This window comes from Methylomonas sp. Kb3 (genome assembly GCF_002834115.1).
Taxonomy (GTDB): Bacteria; Pseudomonadota; Gammaproteobacteria; order Methylococcales; family Methylomonadaceae; genus Methylomonas; species Methylomonas defluvii.
In genome coordinates, this window is record NZ_PIZT01000068.1 from 373,051 (window position 1) to 393,379 (window position 20,329).

Genomic DNA, 20,329 nt, shown 5'->3' on the forward strand with positions numbered 1-20,329 from the left:
GGTAGTGAAGTGCGCGGGGTAACGGGATAGAGACACTCAAAGCCGGCAGGCCGCATAGATGCGGGCGAGTTCCAGCAGATTCGGCGCGCCGGTTTTCTCCATCACCTTGGCGCGGTGGATTTCAACAGTGCGGTGACTAATCCCCAAACGCCTGGCTATTTCTTTGTTGGTTAGACCAGCCACCACCATCCCCATAATCTCAAGTTCGCGTGACGTCAGCCCGCTTAGCCGATTACACTGCGCTTGCCCTTTTATGGCCTGTGCGTGAGTGTTGACTTCAAGCTGTAGCGCGGCCTGTACTCTGTCGAGCAATAGTTCGGTGCTGACCGGTTTGGTCAGAAAATCAACAGCTCCCGCCTTCATCGCGCGCACTGTCATCGGTATGTCGCCATAGGCGGTCAGGAAAATAATGGGAAGCTGGATGTGGCGGCGAATAAGTTCGGCTTGCAGTTCGTGACCATCCAGACCCGGCATGTTGACATCCAGCACCAGACAGCCTGGTTGCACCGGAGAATAGCTTTCCAGAAAGCACTCGGCACTGGCAAATGTTTGATACGGGAGGCCCGCGGTTTCAAATACCAAACCCAAGCTGTCGCGGACCGCATCGTCGTCGTCCACCACGAATACGCAGGGCTGAGTATTCATTTCGCAAACGGTAAGGTAAAGAACAGGCTAAGGCCGTCGCCGACATTCCGCTCCGCCCACAGTTGGCCGCCATGGGCTTGGATCAAGGCGCGGCTGATGGCCAAGCCCATTCCCAGCCCCGCGGGTTTAGTCGAGTAAAAGGGTTGAAACAGCATTTTCAGGGCAGTGGCGTCCGTCAGGCCTTTGCCGCTGTCACAAACACAGACTACCGCCATATCAGGATCGTCGGCGTATCGGCCGGTGGTAATGCGTAATACCTCGGCGAGCTTACCGTGTTCCTGCATCGCTTCCAGACCATTAATGATCAGATTGACCAGCACCTTTTGAATTTGCAGCGCATTGACCGTGGTCTGCGGTAAGTCGGCGGCAAGGTCCAGTTCTATGTTTAAAGTGTCTAGGGTTTTGTCGTTTTTTATAAACGCGCAGGCTTCTGTCACGAGAAAGTTAATATCGACCCGTTCACCGACGGCCTCGGTTTTATTCAAATGGCTAAATAATTGTCTGATGACTTCGCCGGCACGCTGAGCTTGTTGCACACAGGCTTCCAGTACGTGGTTGAGTTTTTGGGAATCCGGTTTTTCCGATTGGTAGAGGCGCAACGCCACGTCGGCATAAGAGGAAATAGCGGCCAGGGGTTGGTTTAATTCGTGGGCAATCGCCGCTATCGTCTGCGTCGCCAACGATACTCGAAATGACTGTTCCATCCGATTTCGGCGTTCGCTCAATTCCCGGGTTAGTTTATAGTCGGTGATGTCGAAATTGATGCCCAGCAATCGATAAGGCCGATTATTTTTATCATTCAATAAGCTGCCGCGCGAATGGATCCAGCGGTAGGAGCCATTCTTGTGGCGTAAGCGGAATTCCAGTTCGTAAGCGGATACATGCCCGGACAGGTAGTCTTTGGTGCTTGCCAGGACCCATGCCCGATCATCCGGATGCAATCGAGATTCCCATTCCTCCCAGCGGTTCTGCATTTCATGGTCGTCAAAACCGATTTGCCGTTTCCATTCCGGCGAGAGAAATAAGGTTTGCGAGACCAAATCCCAGTCCCAATAACCGGCGTTCACTTCGTCGATGATCAGTGCCAGGCGGGTCTCGGTATGCCGCAATTCCGCGTGGGTGCGTTTCAGTTCGGTAATGTCTACATGGGTAATAATCATGCCCTGGAAACCTTGGGTAATGCGTTTGGCATGCATCATAAACCAAAGCTCACCCAGCGCGGTTCGACAGGGATATTCCATCATAAATTCCTGTTGATGGCCCGCTATCAGGCTTTCAAGGCCGGTCAAAGCCTTCTGTGCGTCCCGGTCGCCTGCCGCCGACGAGCGCCGGCAAACTTCAAGGTAGTTGGCGCCTTCCGACAATTGACTGGACGAACCGCCGTTCTCGATAGCAAAGCAATCCCAGGGCGCGTTGACCGTCGTCACCAAGCCGCTATCATCCAGTACTGCCACATGTGCGGGCAGCGAATTCAGAACGCAGCGTACGAAAGCCTCGTTACGGCGCAGGGCGTCATCAGCGACTTTCAGCGGTGTAATGTCCAAAAATGCGCCAACGGCCCCGCGCGGCTGCCCATTATTGTCCAGCAAGGGCGATGCATTGGACACCACGGTAATCACTTTCCCGTCCGGGCGGACTATATCCAGCGTCTCGTCGCTCACCACTTCTCCCCGGCAAGCACGCTGAATCGGCAGATCTTCAGCGGCCAGCGGATAGCCGTTTTGCAATACTGTGATGGCCGGCGGGGTTGGGCTCGATAGTGAAAGTTCCGAGGTGGGGGGCAGGCCCAGCATCTGCTCATTCGCCCGATTTCCGCGGATATGTTGTCCGCTATTGTCATTGGCGATGGCGAGTCCAATGGGTACCGTGTTGTAAATAACCTGCATTTCCTCCAGACGGCGTTCCAAGCGTTGGTTCAATAGGGCAATTTTCTGCTCGGACAGTTTGCGCTCTTCGATGTCGATCACATGCACCACAATACCTTTCAACCTGCCGGCTTCATCGGCATTGGGAATATAGGTCGCATGCACCCAGCGGGGTTTGCCGTTGCCATAAGGAATTTGCTGGTCAAAACTAACCGGCTCGCCCGCCAAAGCCCGCTCCAGATAAGGGCGGACTATGTCCCAGGCCGCGCCACCCAGAATTTCCGGCACGGTGCGGCCGATAACCTGTTCCGGAGAGATGCCGAACCAGTGTTCATATGTCGCATTGACCCGTACATAGCGAAAATCGACATCCAAATAGGCGATCAGCGCCGGCGTGGCATCCATGATCAGTTGCAGTTCCCTATCCTGGTCGCGATAGACCGATTCAGCCTGTTTTCGCGCGGTAATATCTTGGAGATAGCCATGCCACAAAATGCTGCCGCCCTGTTCCCGCATCGGCATGGAATGACCTTCTATCCAGATTTCGCCTTTACTAGGGTGTTGGTAGCGAAAGGTGTCGCGCCAAGGCGTCAGGCTGCGCGCCGATTCGCTGATGGTTTCGCTGATCAGTTTGATGTCGTCGGGATGCACCCTGGCAAATACCGGACTAAAGTCCTCGGCTACCGCTTCGGGCGGCAGTCCGTACAAAGATTCAAGCGCCTGACTGGCATAAGGCATGCTGGCTGAGCCATCCGCAGCCAAACGAAAAGAGCAAATAACGCCGGGTACGGAAGCCGCCACTTTGGACAGCTGATCCTGTAAATGATGTTCGGCTGGTAGTGGGCTGCGTCCGTCTGCATCGCGCAGGACAAGGCAATACAAGGTTTGCTGGTTAGTGTCGATCTCGGAAATCACGGCTTCTATAAGAAACTCTTCGCCGTTAGCGCGCAAACCGGTTACTGTGCGAAGTTCTTTAGACTGATGATCGCTATCGCCTGTTGGTGCTAAATAAATGGCCGGAAAACCAGCCGGAATAAAGCGTTCGATAGCGTCGCCAATGGCTTGATCCGCGCGGCAGCCGAACAACTTGCCGGCTGCGGGATTGCATAATACGACACGGTGTTTTGCGTCTATGCAGACAATGGCATCCCGCGCGGCTTGTATAAGTGCCGCGGACAGTGCCGGGCTTTGCGCCTGCACAGATGATTCTGTTTGTGATTGTCGACTGAGATCGGTGAGGGTAATGTGCAGTTCCGGCTGGTCGGCGAGACCGGTGAGCATCAGGCAGTCGAGTCTGGCAGGAAATGCAGCGTTATCGTCACGCAGCATTGGCAATTCGCAAGGCTGAATTTCGCTACGTTGCTGAATCTGCGATAAATGCCGTTGCCAAAAGTCGCGGCTTTGATCGGCAATCAAGCTTGAAAAATGACGGCCAATTAAGTGTTGACGCTCACCACCCAATAAGGCGGCGGCCGCAAAGTTGATGGTAGATATTCGCTGGTCCGGGCTGAGTGTGAGGCAGGCGTGCGGGGCGAAATCGTAAAGATGCTGGAAGCGGTCTCGCGCCTGAATCAGCGATTGATTTTGGGTTTCTAATTCAAGCAGTCGTACTTGCAGCTCATGCAAAATTTTCTCCGGAGCATCCAGGGAACAGTTGGTTTTGCTTGAGTTTGGGTGTCTGTTCTGAGCTTTTTGTCGAACAGTATTGTCAGGGTGTGCAGACTTACAGCGCTCGTCAGTCATGAGACATCTTCTATTTTGGACAGAATTTAGACCGCTTCAGGCATTCTTTCGATGGTTGTAACACAAGCCCTATTATACGGATGTGGCTAGCCGAGAAGCCCTGTTTCGGCAACAGCGGGAGTTGGCAACCGGGTCTTAACCCGGGCATAAGCCGAAATAGCCGGCCTTAGTTTGTGAAAATCTCTGCCTAGAGTTGGCTTCTTGCCCCAGGTCGCGCGGAAGTATGCTGGCGAAAAATTAGCCCTGTCAATCTTATCTTCAATCTAAGTAGCAGTACGTATTTTTAGCGGATAGCGGCTGTGTTAAAACGCGCTATGTTGGTATGGCTTTACCGTTTCAGCAATATGAATACTTGATTTACCCCTCGCCAAACAATCCGGAAATAACTGATGAGTGAATTGGACCATCCAAGACAAAACCAGCTTCTCGCTATGCTGCCTGAACCCGAGTATGCCCGTGTTTCAAGTTTACTGGAACGGGTTGAAATGGAGTGTGGCGACGCGCTTTGTGAACCGGATGAGTCTTTGCGTTATGTCTACTTCCCTGTGACCGGCGTGATAGCGGAGCTTTACTTTACTGAGAATGGAGCCTCCCGCGAACTGGCTTTGATTGGCAACGAAGGCATGCTGGGTATATCGCTGTTCATGGGCGGTGAATCCATACCGTATCAAGCCTTAGTAGTGATGCCGGGCTACGCCTATCGTTTGCGCAGGAGTCTGGTTGATGAGGAAATTGGGCGGATAGGCGGACAGCACAGTGGGCTGCAAGGTGTGTTACTCCGCTATACCCAGGCACTACTGACGCATATGACGCAAATAGCGGCTTGCAAGCGGCATCATTCCATTGAACAACAATTCTCGCGTTGGCTGTTGATGATCCTGGACCGGCAGAGCGGGAGCGAGATAGCAATAACGCAGCAATCCATCGCCAGTCTGTTGGGCGTGCGCCGCGAAGGCATCACCGAGGTTGCCGGGAAATTACAGCAAGCCGGGGTAATTCGGTATTGCCGTGGTCAAATCAGCGTGCTGGAGCGCGCCGGCCTGGAAGCGCAAAGTTGCGAGTGTTATCCGATCATCAAAAACGAGTTTGCTCGGCTGCTTGCTGTCAGTGCCAATCCGTCGCCGCTGTCCAAACCTATTACCGCCATTACCACTTATGGACATGCCAAAGATCTCAGGAGACGCTACGCATTTGGCTGATCAAGTCTACCGGCGCTGAAATATCGCCCCGTGGTTTTATCTGGTCAGTCCGGCTATTGAAACCCAGTCACCGATAGGGGGCGATTTTATGAACACTGCATCAGCCAAAGCCCATAGCTGCTCACTTGTTATAGACCACGATCCAGCCAGCCGGATGGCGAACAAACACTCTCTGGCGGCGTTTCGGGATCATGATGCGGCGTTTTGCGAGGGAGAACCCAGTCATCACGGTCTTAAACTCGCCGAAGACCGCCAGCCCGAACAAGTGCGCGGGAATTGGCAATCACCGGATATGCTAGATGCCGGCTACATCGCCAATCAAGTGGAAACGGTCAAACAGGCTAATGTCTCCATCCTGATGCCGATAGAATCCGAAGATGCGGCCTTTGTCACGGTCCAATCTAACAACTGCGCCAGCAACGCGGACGCCGCATCGCCCACTGAAGTCAGCCGAGAGTTGCAGGGACAGCACCTGCTGGCGGAGAAAACCGAAACCCTGGCGCAATTGCGTGAGGCGGAAGCTAAGTACCGGGCCTTGGTGGAACAAATGCCGGTGATCACTTATGTCACATCGTTGGAAACGCCGGTAAAGCTGTTATATGTCAGTCCGCAAATTGCTCAATTGGGCTTGCCCGAGCAAGATTGGCTTGATGACCCGCAAGGCATACTGAAGCGGGTGCACCCGGACGATCTGGCAGTGGCGGTAGAGGCCTATGCCTATACTTATAAACATCATGCGCCGCTGCGGTGCGAATACCGATTACGTAAACAGGATGGAAGCCATCGCTGGTTTCTCGACGAAGCCAATGTAGTGCGGAATGAAGCCGGCGAAAGTTTGTTTTTGCAAGGTGTCTTGATTGATATTACCAAAGACAAAGAAACCGAACAGGAGCTGAGCTATTACCGGCAACGTTTGGAGGAGTTGGTGTTTAGGCGTACGGAACAACTGGAAAAACAATGCGCCATCCTCAAGTCTGCCAATGCCAGTCTTGACACCACTTTGGTGAAGCTCAAACACGCCAATACCGAGGCGCGCAACAGCGAGAGGCGCTTTCGCTTACTGCTGGATTCGGCCGGCGAAGGAATTGTCGGTCTTGATGTGGATGGCCGTTGCAGCTTCGTTAACCGGGCCGCGTTGCAGGTTTTGGGTTACGCCGAGATAGACGTGCTGGGACAGGACATCGTTGCCATGATAGCCGGGGATTTGATCTTAGCGCTGGAAGCGCTCAAGTTGCCTGATATGGCCCGCGACATCATCGCTCAGCGGAGTACCGCTAATTTTAAACGCAAGGATGGCCGGTCATTTCCGGTCGAATATTCGTTTTATCCGGTCGCGTTGGATGGATTTGTCGATAGCTTGGTGCTGGTGTTTTGGGATATGTCGGCATCTCAAACCAAACGGCAGAGTTTGGCCTATCAGGCCAGCCACGACCCCTTGACCGGGCTGGTTAATCGGACAGCTTTTGAACAACGGGTGGCAAGGGTATTGGCTAGCGCCCGCCCCGGCTATTTTCACCATGCGCTTTGTTATCTCGATCTGGATCATTTTAAGCAGGTCAACGATACCTGTGGACAAGCGGCAGGGGATGAATTACTGCGCAGAATCAGTACCGTTTTGTCCTCCAAACTGCGGCAACGCGACACGCTGGCCCGATTGGGCGGCGACGAGTTTGCGTTGTTGCTGGAACACACCACACTTGATCAAGCGCGCAATATCGCCCATGAACTATGCAATAGCCTGCGCAATTTCAAATTTAACTGGGGTGATGCTGAATTTACCGTGAGCGCCAGCATTGGAGTGGCTGCGGTGACGTGTACCGTTCGGGATGTCGGGGAGTTTTTAAGTAACGCCGATAGCGCTTGCTACAGAGCCAAGGAAAAAGGCCGGAACCAGGTACATGTGTTTTTACCTGATAACGTCGAGCGCCTCGATCAATTCCTGCAATGGAAAGCTTGAGGATTTTGCTAAAACGCATTTTGTGTATGAAGAACGGAGCCAGCGAATCACTGAGTGGCAAATCCGGCTCTATTGATTACCGGCATCCCGCTCCCGCTATGTTTATCTGGGCCAATTAGGGATCTTCTCCAACGGGTCCGAACGGTATTAATCGACCGGATAAAAAATTCAGTGTTCAGGATGAATGTCAATCTACTCGGAGTATCGCCATGAAACACTACCTATTGATAACACTGGGTATTTTACAATGCCTGATCGTCGTGCAAGCTATTGAGCATGCGCCTGCCAAACCCATCAATCAAGAACAGTTACAGACAATAGTGCCGTACGCGGTGCAGGGGACGGTACAAACCTTTACCAAAACGGTGCACGGCGGTGTCCAGCATGTGGTGATCAAATCCGCGGACAATGCCTCGCAAATCAAATTAATTCAGGGGCATTTGCAAAAAAGGGCGGAACAATACCAGGCGGGCAATTATGCGGCGACGGAACGTTTGCATGGTGCGGAAATGCCGGGGCTGGCGCAGTTAAAAAAGGCAAAAGTCGATGATATTAAAGTTCAATATCAAGCTTTGGATAACGGCGGACAGATTCATTTTTCTACCGAATACCCCCAATTCGTTCAGGCCCTGCATGAATGGTTCGATGCCCAAGCCGAGGACCACGGCAATCCAGGCATACCTGATCACGATAGCCATCATTCGCCGGCTGCTGAATGATGGCGGAGGCGCGTCTGTTCCGGGCAATCCCAGGCGCGCTATAGGGCTTACTGAGTCGGCTCGGTTCGTTGAGCGGTATGAGTCGCGGAGCCTCCGCTCTGCGGACTGGCGACTGCTACTCTTTGAGCGGCGTGTTAGGTCTTTTTATTATCAAAAACAAACCTCTGCGTGTCGGGGCTATAGCCTCGATTCAATCAGCATCCCGCTGCCAATCCGCAAACCACTCCGGCAATTCGCGCGACTCGCCTAGCGCAAGTAACCGATGATCAATGCCGTCATGGTTGCCCCACACCACTTCGCTCAGCGCGCCATCACTTACGCGCGCTTCGATGTCTTTACAGTACAGCCCCTGATCGCGCTGAACATAAAAACCGTAAGTTCGGCAAGCGATAGGGCGGTGTGCATAGACCAGGCAAGCGCCATTGGCTTTGTCCAGCAGCGGGCAGATGACCGGGCGCGCTATTTGGCCGGCCAGAGCGGCTATCTCCCCACCGATTTTCCGAAATTGCTCCGGCGGTAAGGCCATCAGGCCTTGTTGCAGACAATGCCATTCATTCGCGGTGATCTTGGGTACTGCGGCAAGCCTGCGGCAACAGCCGTCGCAACCCTGGCGGCATAGCCAATCGGGTTGGTTGTCGCGGATGATTTTTACCCGCGTGTCGATATCTGCATGGAGTTGGGTGAGGGTTTTCATTGGAACATACTGCCTGTTTAAGCGGGTTTTGCAAAGCCTGTCCGAACATGACGCCGATTCGTGTGTGCTGAGCAGCCGGCGGCGTTTTAACCGGATTCTAATCAAAGCTTAAGTAGATTTTAAGTCGCCAAACTTAGAATTTTTCGCAAGTGAACAACTGACGGAGTGAATATGCGCGACTCGAATACTGCTATAAATCAACAGCTTGGCGAAAAACACATCGGCGGCGGCATCTATGTTGCCATTGACGGTCTTTTAAAACACTGCATCACCGCGCCCCTACTCGAGCTGCCGATAGATTTTAAGGAATGGTACATACCCATAGGCAGCAATATCTCGCAACTTTATCCACTCTAATGCGTGCCGGAGCAATCCTCCGCAGCACCAGTCACTCAATATTTCAAACAGCAATGATGAGATTTTAGCTAACAATTTAAACATGCCTTTTGGAGGAAAAATGACACAAAAATATTTCGGCAGTATGTTGCTACTTGCCACATTAACCAGCGGCTGCGCATCCATGAGTGGCTGGCATCCGATCATCGATCCGCGCTTGGACCAACAGCCGCAAACCACGCAACGCGATATGGTGGAGTGCAAGTCGCTAGCGGAACAAGCTTCGGATATTACCAAGGAAATCGGCATGGGCGCCGGTGTCGGCGCGGTTACCGGTGCCGCGGGCGGCGCGGCAGTCGGTGCGATAGCCGGCAGCGCCGCCACCGGCGCAGCCGGTGGTGCAATATTGGCTATCCCCGCGGGGTTGTGGGAAGGCTATAAAGCGAACGAAAGCTTTAAACGGGCATTTAAAACCTGCATGCGTCAACGCGGCCATACCCTGGTTAACTGAAGAAAATTTCTGAAAATGCCTGATTTTCACCATGGAAGGCGAGGATATTTAAAGGCCGGTTCAATGGGCCATATACTATAAATATCCTTTATCAGGCATGGGCTTGATAATATATCGCCTGGATATTTATCGAACTTAGTTAGAACCGACGATGCGTGAATTAACCGACCGAGAGCTGTATCAGGCCCTGCAATACGCCAAAAGCCAGGATGAAAATGCCGGCCGCAGCATACTTCAGCAATTCCAAACCGAGCAGAGCGCGTTGGCGCAAACGATTTTTGGCGTGTTTTCGGCTTTGATTGCCGACAAGGATAAAGATTTGGCAAATCTGTTCATGGATCTTTGTTTCGATGTGATTTGTGTATTCCGGCATGCCTTCGGCGATTTGCCGGACCAAAGGGTATTGAACATGGAATGGTTACAGAATACGGCCGCCTTACTCGATGCGGAGTTGCAGGCATTCATGCCTGGCAACAAGATGGATACGAAGTTTCGCGACAAATTTCAGAATCGATTTACCGAGCGCCTGACCGAGAGCGATTCGCAAGCCGGCTTGGTTAAATTCATGGATGATGCCATCAGCGCCTATGTTGCCGACAGCCCGGCGGATCCTGATGCGGTTCGTACTGCCAGAACCATGATTTATGTCGTTATTCAGCTATTTGGCGCGATGTACGATCAGGCTGAACGCCAAGCGACGGCTTCATGATTCCGGAGATTTAGAAAAATCTTAGACTTTAGCTTGTTGCTTCGCGCCGAGTTGAATATCAGAACTCGGCGCTATGGATACGGTTAATGCAGGGCGGCCAAGGCACTGACGTAGTCAGGCTCGTCGGCAATTTCACTAACCAACTGGGTGTAGACCACTTTGTCGTTTTCGTCGATGATGACGATAGCGCGGGCGGTCAAGCCTGCCAGGATGCTGTCCAACAGCTCGACGCCGTAATCGTGGGCGAAGCTGGAACGGAAGGTCGAGAGCGGCACGACGTGTTTGATGCCTTCGACTTCGCAAAACCGCACTTGCGCGAAGGGTAGGTCAGCCGATACCACCAACACCACGGTATTATGCAAATGCGCGGCTTTTTCGTTGAATTTGCGGGTCGAGGTAGCGCAGGTCGGCGTATCCAGGCTGGGGACTATGTTCAACACTTTACGTTTGCCGGCAAATTCAGCCAAACCCACGTCCTGCATTTTACGATTGGTTAATTGGAAATCCGGCGCTTGCGTACCTATCGTCGGTAAATCGCCGATGGTGTTGATCGGTTTGCCTTGGAAAGTGATGGTTGCCATGTGTTGCTCCCTGGGTGTTTTTATTTTTTGCGTTTGCTGAAATCGATCAGGCGCTTGCGTTTTTTCATCTGGCGGTCGCTTAGCGGGTTTTTCTGACCCTGAAACGGGTTCTCCGGCGATTTGAATACCAAGCGTATCGGCGTGCCTGTCAGCCGCAACTGATCGCGGAAATAATTCATCAAATAGCGTTTGTATGCACCGGGCAGGGCATCGGTCTGGGTGCCGTGGATCACGACAACCGGTGGATTTCGGCCGCCCTGATGTGCGTACTTCAATTTGATGCGGCGACCACCGACCAGCGGCGGCTGATGCGCGGCCAGCGCGTCGGTCAAAATCCGGGTCAGCAAGGGCGTTGACATGTCGGTCATAGCCGAGTCGTACAGGGTATGCACCACGTCGAACAACTTGCCGACGCCGCTGCCGTGCAGCGCTGAGATCGGATGCTTTTCGGCAAAATCCAAAAACGACAATTTGATCTCGATTTGCTTTTTCACGAAATCGCGGTGTTCGGCGTTCAGGCCGTCCCATTTGTTCAAACCAATAATCAAAGCCCGGCCGGCTTCCAACACCAAGCCCAAAATGTGCGCATCCTGATCGGTGACGCCTTCGCGGGCGTCGATCAAATAAATCACCACATGGGCTTTCTCGATGGCTTGTAGCGATTTGATGATGCTGAATTTTTCCACGGTCAGCGATACCCGGGAGCGGCGGCGCATGCCGGCGGTATCGATTAAGGTAAATTTCTGGCCGTTGCGTTCGAACGGAATATAGATACTGTCGCGGGTCGTGCCGGCTTCGTCGAACACCACTACACGCTCTTCGCCGAGCAGCCGATTCACTAAAGTCGATTTGCCGACGTTAGGACGGCCGACGATGGCAATGGCGATACCCGGATCCTGCTCTTCGAATTCGTCCTCGACTACCGGCAATAACTCGTCAATACGATCCAGTAAGTCGTGGACATTGCGACCGTGGGTAGCGGCAATCCCGATGGGTTCGCCCAGCGCCAGAGCATAAAAATCGTTGGTCACGGTATTGCTGTCGATGCCGTCGACTTTATTCACCACCAGCACCACCGGTTTGCCCAGCTTGCGCAGCATATCGGCAATCGCTTCGTCGGTGGCGTTCAAACCGTCGCGGGCGTCGACCAGGAAGAACACCACGTCGGCTTCCTGCAGCGCAATTTCCACCTGCTTTTTGGCGAAGACGTCTATGCCTTCCTGTTCGTCAGTGATACCGCCGGTATCGACTACCAGACAGTCGCGCTCGCCGCGTTTGACCCGACCGTACTGGCGGTCGCGGGTCAGGCCGGGATAATCGGCAACTAATGCTTCGCGACTGCGCGTCAAGTAATTAAATAGCGTAGATTTGCCCACATTGGGGCGGCCCACTAGGGCGATAACAGGTAACATGAATTTATTTTGCTCTCAAAGCGGCCAGGGTGCCGTCTTTGGCGTAAATGAAAACCGTATCGTCCACGACTACCGGCTTGGCTTCTATTGCCGCTTTACTGACCTGAATCCGGCCCAATTGGCGGCCGTCGCTATTGGACAGCCAATGTACATAACCTTCGAAATCGCCGACTACGACATAATTTTGATAAACCACCGCTGCCGTCAATTGGCGGTTGTGTAAGTCTTTTTGTTTCCACAGTGAGGCGCCGCTGCGTTGATCGAGCTGCCAGACATGGCTTTGGGTATCGCTGACATAAAGGTAACGGTAATCCAGGCTCAGGCCGGTGTAGGAAGACACCGCTTCGTTGCGCCACAGCACATCGCCGTCCACTTCGGAGACCGAAGACGCGCCGCCGGTGAAGCCGGCAATATAAATGGCGCCGCGTGCCGCGACCGGATCGACATCGAGATCGACCAAGCGTTCGACTTCGGACCGACCGCTGGGTATCGCGATAGTGGCTTCCCAGATGGATTTGCCGTCTTTCAATTGCAGGGCTTCCAGCTTGCCATTAGCCGAGCCGGCGATCACGTTGTCGTCGACAATGATGGGCGCGCCGGTGCCGCGGATGCTCAGGGCCGGTACGCTGTGTTCGAAGGTCCAGAGTTGCGCGCCATTATCTTCTTTGAGGCCGATGATTTTGCCGTCGGTGGTCCGGACGATGACAATACCGTGACTCACCACCGGAGTCGCCAATACTTCGCTGGGTACATCGATTTTCCAGCGCTGTTCGCCGTTGGTTTGTCAAAACCTATGACTTCGCCGGTGCTGGTACCCATTACCACGGTATGCACCCCCAGACCGGGGCCGGCTGAGAAGCTGTAATCGGTGTTGTTTTCCCAGCTCAGACTACCGTTGCCGGCGCCACGCGCCTGCAAATGGCCTTTGTTGTCGCCGACGTATACAGTGCCTTCGGCGACTGCCGGTATCAGTTTCAGATATTTTTCATCCGCGCCATTACCGATTGATTCCTTCCACAGCACCTCGACTTGCACTTCCGGGGTATATTCCTGCAAGGCGGCCGGCGGATCGGCGTTGTCGTCGTCGCCGGTGATATATTCCGTTAAGCCCGAGATAAAGTCGCGTCCGGCATCCAAGCCCGCGCAGCCGGCTAGCATCGGCAGGCAGGCAAGCAGCGGGAGAAGTGAGCGGTATCTGATGTTCCTGATTAACATGCTAAAGCGTGTATCCGTTGGCGTGGGCTTAATTGGCAGCCGCCGTGGCAGCGTTGCCAGGCGTTGCGACGTCGTCCAGCTTGAACTGCGTCAGCGGGGTGGCTTGACCGGTTCTGATTGCGCTTTGGTACGCGCTACGGGCTTCGTCCAAGCGGTCCAGCGCCACGTACAGGTCGCCCTGCAATTCGTCGTAACTGGCAGAAAAGCCTTCGGATTTGGCCGGATCGACCGCAGCGATCAGTTGCAAACCTTGTTCGTATTGGCCGGTAGCCAGCATCAGTTGAATCAGGCGTAGACGGGCAACATGTCTCAACTCATCGCTGTCGGCTTCCTTGATGGACTTTTCCAGAATCGCTTTAGCGCCTTCCAGATCGCCTTTTTGCACTTTGCTTTTGGCCAATTGCAGGCCGGCATAGTGGGCGTAAGCGGTGCCCGGAAATTCGATAGGCAAGCGTTCCGCCAGTTTTTCGGTGGATTCGCTGTTGTCCTTGGCCGCGCTATCCAACAATTGTTGGTACATTTGCGAGGCTTGGGCGCGTTTTTCCAGTTGGTGGTTTTGCCAGAGATTCCAGCCGCTCACCAATACTATTGCGGTGACAACACCGGCGATCAATGAAGTCTGATTGGCTTCCCACCATTTTTTCAACTGTTCCAGTTGTTCTTCTTCGGTATCGTAAATTGCCACGGTAGTTCTCTTCTATTAGCAGGTTATAAGGGATTATCGGCGGTGCCAGTCTTGCAGGGTTTGCAGGAGCTGGTCGTGATTGTGTGTGCTTTGCTCAGCGTCGATGCGCAAGGGTTTCAAGGCCACTTCGCCGCGTTGGGCTTCGTCGTCGCCAATGATGATGGCGTACTCGGCACCGGACTTATCGGCTTTTTTAAACTGGCTCTTGAAGCTGCCGCCGCCGCAATTGACTTGCAATTTCAAGCCGGGAAGCGCATCGCGAATGCGTTCCGCCAAGCGCATGCCGGCTGCTTCGGCGTTGGTGCCGACGCGAATCATGTAGACATCGGTGCTAGCTGCGACTGGGACATTATCCAGTAATTCAAGTAAGGCCAGGATGCGCTCCATGCCCATCGCAAAGCCGATGGCATGATTAGCCTTGCCGCCCAGCTGTTCGATCAAACCGTCGTAGCGGCCACCAGCGCAGATGGTGCCTTGGGAGCCCAAGTGCTCTGTGACCCATTCGAATACGGTCTTACCGTAATAATCCAAGCCGCGCACCAAGCGAGTATTCAGTTGGTAGGTAATACCCAGATCGTCCAGCGTGGCTTTCAGACTATTGAAATGCGCCAAACTTTCTTCGCCCAGATGCTCAAGCAACACCGGCGCCTGTTGCAACATAGCCTGCATATCCGGATTTTTACTATCCAGGATGCGTAGCGGATTGGTTTCCAGGCGGCGCAAGCTGTCTTCGTCTAAAACTGCCAGATGTTGTTGGAAATATTCGACCAGTTTGCCGCGATAAGCCAGACGTTCTTCGCTGGTACCCAGGGAATTGATTTGCAGCTCGACTTTGTCGCGGATGCCCAGTTGCTTCCAAAGCCGGTCGGTCAGCGCGATGATTTCCGCGTCGATGTCCGGGCCGGGCATCCCGTAGGTTTCCACACCTAATTGATAAAATTGGCGGTAACGGCCTTTTTGTGGGCGTTCGTGGCGGAACATGGGGCCGTAGTACCACAGACGGTGGCTTTGGTTGTGCAATAAACCGTGTTCCAGGCAAGCGCGTAGACAGCCGGCGGTGCCTTCAGGGCGGAGGGTTAACGAATCGCCGTTGCGGTCGTCGAAGGTGTACATTTCTTTTTCGACGATGTCGGTGACTTCGCCGATCGAGCGTTTGAACAGCTCGGTTTTTTCGACGATGGGCAGACGAATTTCCTGATAGCCGTAGGCGCCCAGTACTTGTCTGGCTTGGCCTTCCAGCCATTGCCAATAAGGCGATTGCTCGGGAAGGATGTCGTGCATGCCGCGGATGGCTTGGATAGCCTGTTGTTGTTTTGCCATGATCTTATTTGTTGCCGGATTATTTGCTGATCGCGGTTTTGACTTGTTGTGCTTCTTTGGAAGCAGGAAAAGAGCTAATCAATTGCTCGCGGTATTCTTCGGATATTTTGCTGTTACCCAGCGCCCGTTCGGTTTGAAACGCGATCCACAGCGTTTCCGGGGTGTGTTTAGCAACGCCCAGGTAGCGCTCCAGAAACGCCCTGGCCGACATGAACTGACCATTCTGATAGCTGATGCGCTGCATCTCCTGCAAGGCCGGCGAGTAATCGGGCTGAGATTGCAAGGCTTGGCGAAAATACTCTTCGGCGCGCTGCATGTCGTTCTGCTTAACGTAACAAACGCCCAGATTGGTTAATGCAAACCAGGGTCGGTTGTTCATTGGCGATGCCATCGAATCTTGCAGCAAGGCTATGCCTTTGTCGAATTTGCCTTGCTCGCACAAAAAACGGCCGTAGTTGTTCTTGATGCTGAAGTTATCCGGGTCTTTACTCAAGGCTGTTTGGTAGCTCTCGCTGGCCGCTTCAGTTTGTTTGATACGCTCGTAGAATACCGCTAGGGCGTTATGGGTTTCCGGGTTGCTGGAATCCAGTCGCACTGCGGTTTCCAGCTTTTCCTTGGCGACTTCGAGCATGCCCATATCCAGATAGCGGGCGCCCATCTGTAAATTGAGCTTGGCTTTTTCGGCATTGCTCATCGTGTCGCGGGTCTCCGGCAGTAAGCCGCAGGCACCCAGCAATAAACCGATCAGCACGAATCCGCAAGCTGTTCGCCTATTGGCCATGGGAGAGTCCTTGCGCTTGCAGCTTTAAATGTCTGCGGCTCTTGTCTTGTACCTGACCGACCAATTGCCCGCAAGCTGCGTCGATGTCTTCGCCGCGGGTCTTGCGGACGGTGGTAACGATGCCGGCATTATGCAGAATATCCCGAAACTTCAGGATGGCGGCGTTACTGGAGCAGCGATAGTGCGATTGCGGAAACGGATTGAAAGGAATCAAATTCAGTTTGGACGGCACGGTTTTCAATAGTTTGACCAGGGTGCGCGCATCTTCCGGGCTATCGTTGATACCGTCCAGCATCACGTATTCAAACGTGATGTGCTTGCGCGGGCCGGTTTTGGCGTACTCGCGGCAGGCCTCCATCAATTCTTTCAGCGGATATTTGACGTTGATCGGTACCAGTTGGTCGCGTAATGCGTCATGCGGAGCATGTAACGATACGGCGACGCTGACATCGCAGACTTCGTTCAGGCGCTTCATGGCTGGCACGATGCCGGAAGTGCTGATGGTGACGCGGCGTTTGGACAGGCCGTAGCAAAAGTCATCCATCATTAAATTCATTGCTGCCACGACGTTATCGAAGTTCAGCAGCGGCTCGCCCATACCCATCATCACCACATTGGTGATGCGGCGTTCCGGACCCAGTCTTTGCTGTGCCAGGTAGAGCTGGCCGATGATTTCGGCGGTGGACAGGTTGCGGTTGAAGCCTTGTTTGGCGGTCGAGCAAAAGGTGCAGGCGAGTGCGCAGCCCACTTGCGAGGACACGCATAGTGTGGCGCGGCGTTCTTCCGGGATGTAAACGGTCTCCACCCGATTGCCGCAGTGCATCTGCACCGCCCACTTGCAAGTGCCGTCGGACGCCAATTGTTCGGCGACGATTTCCGGGACTTTGATCTGGCAGTGTTCTTTTAAATGACTGCGCAGCGATTTGCTCAGGTTGGTCATCTCGTCGAAATCGGAGATGCCTTCCTGATAAATCCATTTCAGCACCTGAGTGGCGCGAAACGGCTTTTCGCCGAGCTCGACAAAAAAGGCTTGCAAGCCTTTTCTGTCGAAATCCAGCAGATTAATCAATGCTGGCTTAGCGGATACGGTCGCAGAGTTCATCAGCAGAGAAGAAGTAAGCGATTTCTCTCGCAGCAGATTCCGGTGCATCGGAACCGTGTACGGCGTTTTCGTCGATGCTGACCGCGAAGTCGGCGCGAATGGTGCCGGGAGCGGCTTCTTTAGGATTGGTGGCGCCCATCAATTCACGGTTTTTCAGAACCGCATTTTCGCCTTCCAATACTTGCACAACGACCGGGCCGGAGGTCATGAAGCTGACCAAGTCTTTGAAAAAACCGCGTTCTTTATGCTCGGCATAAAAGCCTTCGGCTTGCTCTTGGCTCAGTTGCAGCATTTTGGATGCGACGATGCGCAGGCCGTTTTTTTCGAAGCGGCTGACAATTTCCCCAATCACATTTTTAGCGACTGCATCAGGCTTGATGATTGAGAAAGTACGTTCGATTGCCATTGTGTAACTCCAGTGAGGATAGTGATTGAAAAATTAATTACGCATTATATCTTGTCAGGCAGGGTGTTGAGAAACGCCCTGCCGAATAGTGCTTTTCCGAAACGGCTGAATAGGCCCGGTTTGTGCTGCGCCGAGCCTCAATTTTTTGGCTAGATGGAAATTTTATCGGTGCGATGATCGTTGCCGTAGAACCAGTTGACCAACATCCGGGTGCCGGTGACCGCGGTAAATACCGAGGTAGCAATCCCAATCATCAATACCAGCGCGAAACCCTTAACCGGGCCCGTGCCAAAACCGAACAACAATACTGCGACGATGAAGTGAGTGACGTTGGAGTCGAGAATGGTCGCAAACGCTTTTTCGTAACCGACGTAAATACTGGCCTGCCGGCTCAAGCCATTACGCAGTTCCTCGCGGATCCGTTCGTTGATCAGTACGTTGGCGTCCACCGCCATACCCACAGTCAAGACGATACCGGCCATGCCTGGTAGGGTCAGGGTGGCTTGCAAAACGGACATGATGGAGATCAACAGTACGACATTGAACAACAAAGCAAAGTTGGCGATCAAGCCGAACGCGCGGTAATAAGCGACCATGAAAAACACGACCAGCAGGAAGCCGGCGGTAATCGACATCATGCCTTGATCGATATTTTCCTGACCCAAACTGGGGCCGACGGTGCGTTCTTCGACGATTTCAACCGGAGCGGCCAAGGCGCCGGCTCTGAGTAATAAGGCCAAGGTGCGGGCTTCTTCAGGGCTATCCAGGCCGGTGGTTTGGAAGCGTTTGCTGAAACTGTCGCGGATGGTGGCGACGCTGATGACTTTTTCGACTTTTTCCTTATGTTGGACTTTCTCGCCGTTAACGACCCGGGTTTCGGATTTGTATTCAATGAACACCACAGCCATCGGCTTGCCGATATTTTCCTGGGTCATCTTGCCCATCTTCTTGGCGCCGACGCCATCCAGCGTGATGAATACGGCAGGTGAACCGTCTTGATCCAAGCCTGATGACGCATCGGTGATCTGGTCGCCGGTAACGATAACCGCGCGTTTCAACAGCACCGGAGCGCCGTTTTTGTCTTTATACAAACGGCTGCCGATAGGTTCGTGACCGCCCAGGGCCGACTGCACATCATGCTCCACGTCCACTAAACGGTATTCCAGTGTTGCTGTGGTGCCTAACAATTCTTTCGCGCGGGTAGTGTCTTGTACGCCGGGTAATTGCACGACGATGCGGCTGTCGCCTTGTTGCTGAATGATAGGCTCGGCTACGCCCAGTTCGTTGACCCGGTTACGCAGCGTGGTAATGTTTTGGCCCAGCGCCGCTTTCTTGATTTCGCGCAGGTTACGTTCGGGGATGTTCAACGTAAATTCATTCGGACCGCTTTCCACTAAATCCAGTGTGCGGAAATCTTTGTTGAGTACTTCCGTGGCGGCAACTCTGGATTCTTCGTTAGGCAGCACGACTTTGATGCCGCCAGCTTCCTTCGAAACTGATTGATACCGAACTTTTGCATCGCGGAAGGCCGAGCGAATATCGTTGGTATAGCGCTCTTCCGCTTGTTTCAGCGCGCTGTCCATATCCACTTCCAACAGGAAATGCACGCCGCCGCGTAAGTCCAAGCCAAGATGCATAGGGTTTGCACCGAAAGCGCGCAGCCAAGCAGGGGTGGCAGGCGCTAAATTTAAGGCGACTGTCGCTTTGCCGGACATTTGTTCGCGCAATATGTCCGCCGCTTTCATTTGTTCGTCGGTATTGTTGAAGCGCGCCAGAATTTTGCCGTCGGCAAATTCGAAGCTTTTCAGCGTAAAACCAGCGTTTTTGATGCTGGCGGCGACTGCGTCAGCCTGAGACTGCTGCAATGGCGTCGGGCTGGACGAAGCCAATTGCACTGCCGGGTCGTTGCCGTACAGATTAGGCAACGCGTAAATCGTACCGACCAACAGCACGAAAATTACTAGGATGTTTTTCCAGACAGGGAAATGATTTTGCATGGTTATTCCATTAAAAGCAGTGACAGCCAGGCTGTTGCGAATAAAAGCGGGGGATATCGCAGGGTTAAAGCAAACTTATTCTTTGGTTCTTTTGCTGTTCAAGGTTTTGTAAGTGCCTTTGGGCATCATGTTGGCGATGGCATGGCGCTGTACTTGAATAAAGCTGTTATCGGATACTTCCAATTTGACGAAGTTGTCGTCCAGTTCGGCCACTTTACCTAGAATGCCGCCGGTGGTGACCACTTCCGCGCCTTTACCTAGCGCAGCCAGCATTTGTTTTTGTTCCTTGTTGCGCTTGGATTGCGGGCGGATGAACAGGAAATAGAAAAATATCAGAATGCCCAACGGGAACAGCATGCCTTCAAAACCGGGTTGTACGGCGGTGGGCGCTGTTTGGGCCAGCGCATCAGAAATCAAGAAACTCATGGTAATCCTCTTATTGTTATCGTCGT

Annotated in this window: 20 protein-coding genes; 6 read left to right on the top strand and 14 right to left on the bottom strand. The window is 53.4% G+C overall.

Annotated features, from left to right (window positions below):
• Positions 1-36 precede the first annotated feature (36 nt).
• Both CWO84_RS20540 and CWO84_RS20545 read right to left on the bottom strand, forming a co-directional pair.
• A complete protein-coding gene (locus tag CWO84_RS20540) occupies positions 37-645 on the bottom strand; it encodes a response regulator (RefSeq protein ID WP_101054895.1) in 609 nt (202 codons plus the stop codon).
• Complete coding sequence (locus CWO84_RS20545; protein ID WP_165786389.1) at positions 642-4,136, bottom strand: PAS domain S-box protein; 3,495 nt, start codon at positions 4,134-4,136, stop codon at positions 642-644. Before CWO84_RS20545 ends, CWO84_RS20540 begins: the two co-directional genes overlap by 4 nt.
• 506 nt (positions 4,137-4,642) lie before the next feature.
• Between CWO84_RS20545 and CWO84_RS20550 the strand changes: the two genes are divergently transcribed.
• From CWO84_RS20550 to CWO84_RS20560, 3 genes are all read left to right on the top strand, one after another.
• The gene (locus CWO84_RS20550; RefSeq protein WP_033155560.1) at positions 4,643-5,452 is read left to right on the top strand and encodes a Crp/Fnr family transcriptional regulator; all 810 of its coding nucleotides are present in this window, start codon (positions 4,643-4,645) and stop codon (positions 5,450-5,452) included.
• Positions 5,453-5,540: 88 nt separating this feature from the next.
• Positions 5,541-7,409 (top strand): bifunctional diguanylate cyclase/phosphodiesterase, encoded by a 1,869-nt coding sequence (locus CWO84_RS20555; protein ID WP_101054901.1) that lies wholly within the window; start codon positions 5,541-5,543, stop codon positions 7,407-7,409.
• Between the two features lie 209 nt (positions 7,410-7,618).
• A complete protein-coding gene (locus CWO84_RS20560) occupies positions 7,619-8,128 on the top strand; it encodes a hypothetical protein (RefSeq protein WP_033155559.1) in 510 nt (169 codons plus the stop codon).
• A 190-nt stretch (positions 8,129-8,318) separates the two neighbouring features.
• On the opposite strand, the gene CWO84_RS20565 is transcribed toward CWO84_RS20560, so the two are convergent.
• Complete coding sequence (locus tag CWO84_RS20565) at positions 8,319-8,822, bottom strand: YkgJ family cysteine cluster protein (RefSeq protein ID WP_033155558.1); 504 nt, start codon at positions 8,820-8,822, stop codon at positions 8,319-8,321.
• 171 nt (positions 8,823-8,993) lie between these two features.
• On the opposite strand from CWO84_RS20565, the gene CWO84_RS20570 reads away from it, so the two are divergent.
• The 3 genes from CWO84_RS20570 to CWO84_RS20580 all read left to right on the top strand — a co-directional run bounded on the left by CWO84_RS20570 (position 8,994) and on the right by CWO84_RS20580 (position 10,378).
• Positions 8,994-9,179 (top strand): hypothetical protein, encoded by a 186-nt coding sequence (locus CWO84_RS20570; RefSeq protein ID WP_033155557.1) that lies wholly within the window; start codon positions 8,994-8,996, stop codon positions 9,177-9,179.
• 100 nt (positions 9,180-9,279) lie between these two features.
• Positions 9,280-9,669, top strand: coding sequence for a glycine zipper family protein (locus CWO84_RS24060; RefSeq protein ID WP_033155556.1), 390 nt, complete (start codon positions 9,280-9,282; stop codon positions 9,667-9,669).
• A 151-nt stretch (positions 9,670-9,820) separates the two neighbouring features.
• A complete protein-coding gene (locus CWO84_RS20580) occupies positions 9,821-10,378 on the top strand; it encodes a hypothetical protein (protein WP_101054903.1) in 558 nt (185 codons plus the stop codon).
• An 83-nt stretch (positions 10,379-10,461) separates the two neighbouring features.
• On the opposite strand, the gene tpx is transcribed toward CWO84_RS20580, so the two are convergent.
• From tpx to yajC, 11 genes are all read right to left on the bottom strand, one after another.
• Positions 10,462-10,959, bottom strand: a complete 498-nt coding sequence (gene tpx, locus CWO84_RS20585) for a thiol peroxidase (RefSeq protein ID WP_033155554.1) — start codon at positions 10,957-10,959, stop codon at positions 10,462-10,464.
• Positions 10,960-10,979: 20 nt separating this feature from the next.
• Positions 10,980-12,371, bottom strand: a complete 1,392-nt coding sequence (gene der / locus CWO84_RS20590; RefSeq protein WP_033155553.1) for a ribosome biogenesis GTPase Der — start codon at positions 12,369-12,371, stop codon at positions 10,980-10,982.
• Positions 12,372-12,375: 4 nt separating this feature from the next.
• Positions 12,376-13,095: a PQQ-binding-like beta-propeller repeat protein gene (locus CWO84_RS25260; RefSeq protein WP_346426974.1), complete on the bottom strand. Its 720-nt coding sequence runs from the start codon at positions 13,093-13,095 to the stop codon at positions 12,376-12,378.
• Entirely contained in the window at positions 13,089-13,529 is a 441-nt protein-coding gene (locus CWO84_RS25265) for a hypothetical protein (protein WP_346426972.1), read from the bottom strand. Before CWO84_RS25265 ends, CWO84_RS25260 begins: the two co-directional genes overlap by 7 nt.
• An 85-nt stretch (positions 13,530-13,614) precedes the next feature.
• Complete coding sequence (locus tag CWO84_RS20600; protein WP_033155551.1) at positions 13,615-14,271, bottom strand: tetratricopeptide repeat protein; 657 nt, start codon at positions 14,269-14,271, stop codon at positions 13,615-13,617.
• Between the two features lie 33 nt (positions 14,272-14,304).
• A complete protein-coding gene (gene hisS / locus CWO84_RS20605; protein ID WP_101054906.1) occupies positions 14,305-15,591 on the bottom strand; it encodes a histidine--tRNA ligase in 1,287 nt (428 codons plus the stop codon).
• A gap of 19 nt (positions 15,592-15,610) precedes the next feature.
• Positions 15,611-16,372 carry a type IV pilus biogenesis/stability protein PilW gene (gene pilW / locus CWO84_RS20610; RefSeq protein ID WP_101054909.1) on the bottom strand — a complete coding sequence of 254 codons (762 nt, stop codon included), beginning with the start codon at positions 16,370-16,372 and terminating at the stop codon, positions 15,611-15,613.
• Positions 16,362-17,474: a bifunctional tRNA (adenosine(37)-C2)-methyltransferase TrmG/ribosomal RNA large subunit methyltransferase RlmN gene (locus CWO84_RS20615; protein ID WP_020485276.1), complete on the bottom strand. Its 1,113-nt coding sequence runs from the start codon at positions 17,472-17,474 to the stop codon at positions 16,362-16,364. The genes pilW and CWO84_RS20615 overlap by 11 nt, the downstream gene beginning before the upstream one ends.
• The gene (gene ndk / locus CWO84_RS20620) at positions 17,449-17,880 is read right to left on the bottom strand and encodes a nucleoside-diphosphate kinase (RefSeq protein ID WP_026603896.1); all 432 of its coding nucleotides are present in this window, start codon (positions 17,878-17,880) and stop codon (positions 17,449-17,451) included. The genes CWO84_RS20615 and ndk overlap by 26 nt, the downstream gene beginning before the upstream one ends.
• Positions 17,881-18,029: 149 nt before the next feature.
• Positions 18,030-19,877: a protein translocase subunit SecD gene (secD, locus tag CWO84_RS20625; RefSeq protein WP_101054912.1), complete on the bottom strand. Its 1,848-nt coding sequence runs from the start codon at positions 19,875-19,877 to the stop codon at positions 18,030-18,032.
• Positions 19,878-19,952: 75 nt separating this feature from the next.
• Positions 19,953-20,303, bottom strand: a complete 351-nt coding sequence (yajC, locus tag CWO84_RS20630) for a preprotein translocase subunit YajC (protein WP_020485279.1) — start codon at positions 20,301-20,303, stop codon at positions 19,953-19,955.
• Positions 20,304-20,329 lie beyond the last annotated feature (26 nt).

Bases quoted from the DNA above. Each gene is read 5' to 3' on its own strand.
- CWO84_RS20540 (WP_101054895.1), bottom strand. From the start codon at position 645: ATGAATACTCAGCCCTGCGTATTCGTGGTGGACGACGACGATGCGGTC.
- CWO84_RS20550 (WP_033155560.1), top strand. From the start codon at position 4,643: ATGAGTGAATTGGACCATCCAAGACAAAACCAGCTTCTCGCTATGCTG.
- CWO84_RS20555 (WP_101054901.1), top strand. From the start codon at position 5,541: ATGAACACTGCATCAGCCAAAGCCCATAGCTGCTCACTTGTTATAGAC.
- CWO84_RS20560 (WP_033155559.1), top strand. From the start codon at position 7,619: ATGAAACACTACCTATTGATAACACTGGGTATTTTACAATGCCTGATC.
- CWO84_RS20565 (WP_033155558.1), bottom strand. From the start codon at position 8,822: ATGAAAACCCTCACCCAACTCCATGCAGATATCGACACGCGGGTAAAA.
- CWO84_RS20570 (WP_033155557.1), top strand. From the start codon at position 8,994: ATGCGCGACTCGAATACTGCTATAAATCAACAGCTTGGCGAAAAACAC.
- CWO84_RS24060 (WP_033155556.1), top strand. From the start codon at position 9,280: ATGACACAAAAATATTTCGGCAGTATGTTGCTACTTGCCACATTAACC.
- CWO84_RS20580 (WP_101054903.1), top strand. From the start codon at position 9,821: ATGCGTGAATTAACCGACCGAGAGCTGTATCAGGCCCTGCAATACGCC.
- tpx (WP_033155554.1), bottom strand. From the start codon at position 10,959: ATGGCAACCATCACTTTCCAAGGCAAACCGATCAACACCATCGGCGAT.
- der (WP_033155553.1), bottom strand. From the start codon at position 12,371: ATGTTACCTGTTATCGCCCTAGTGGGCCGCCCCAATGTGGGCAAATCT.
- CWO84_RS25265 (WP_346426972.1), bottom strand. From the start codon at position 13,529: ATGCTAGCCGGCTGCGCGGGCTTGGATGCCGGACGCGACTTTATCTCG.
- hisS (WP_101054906.1), bottom strand. From the start codon at position 15,591: ATGGCAAAACAACAACAGGCTATCCAAGCCATCCGCGGCATGCACGAC.
- pilW (WP_101054909.1), bottom strand. From the start codon at position 16,372: ATGGCCAATAGGCGAACAGCTTGCGGATTCGTGCTGATCGGTTTATTG.
- CWO84_RS20615 (WP_020485276.1), bottom strand. From the start codon at position 17,474: ATGAACTCTGCGACCGTATCCGCTAAGCCAGCATTGATTAATCTGCTG.
- ndk (WP_026603896.1), bottom strand. From the start codon at position 17,880: ATGGCAATCGAACGTACTTTCTCAATCATCAAGCCTGATGCAGTCGCT.
- secD (WP_101054912.1), bottom strand. From the start codon at position 19,877: ATGCAAAATCATTTCCCTGTCTGGAAAAACATCCTAGTAATTTTCGTG.
- yajC (WP_020485279.1), bottom strand. From the start codon at position 20,303: ATGAGTTTCTTGATTTCTGATGCGCTGGCCCAAACAGCGCCCACCGCC.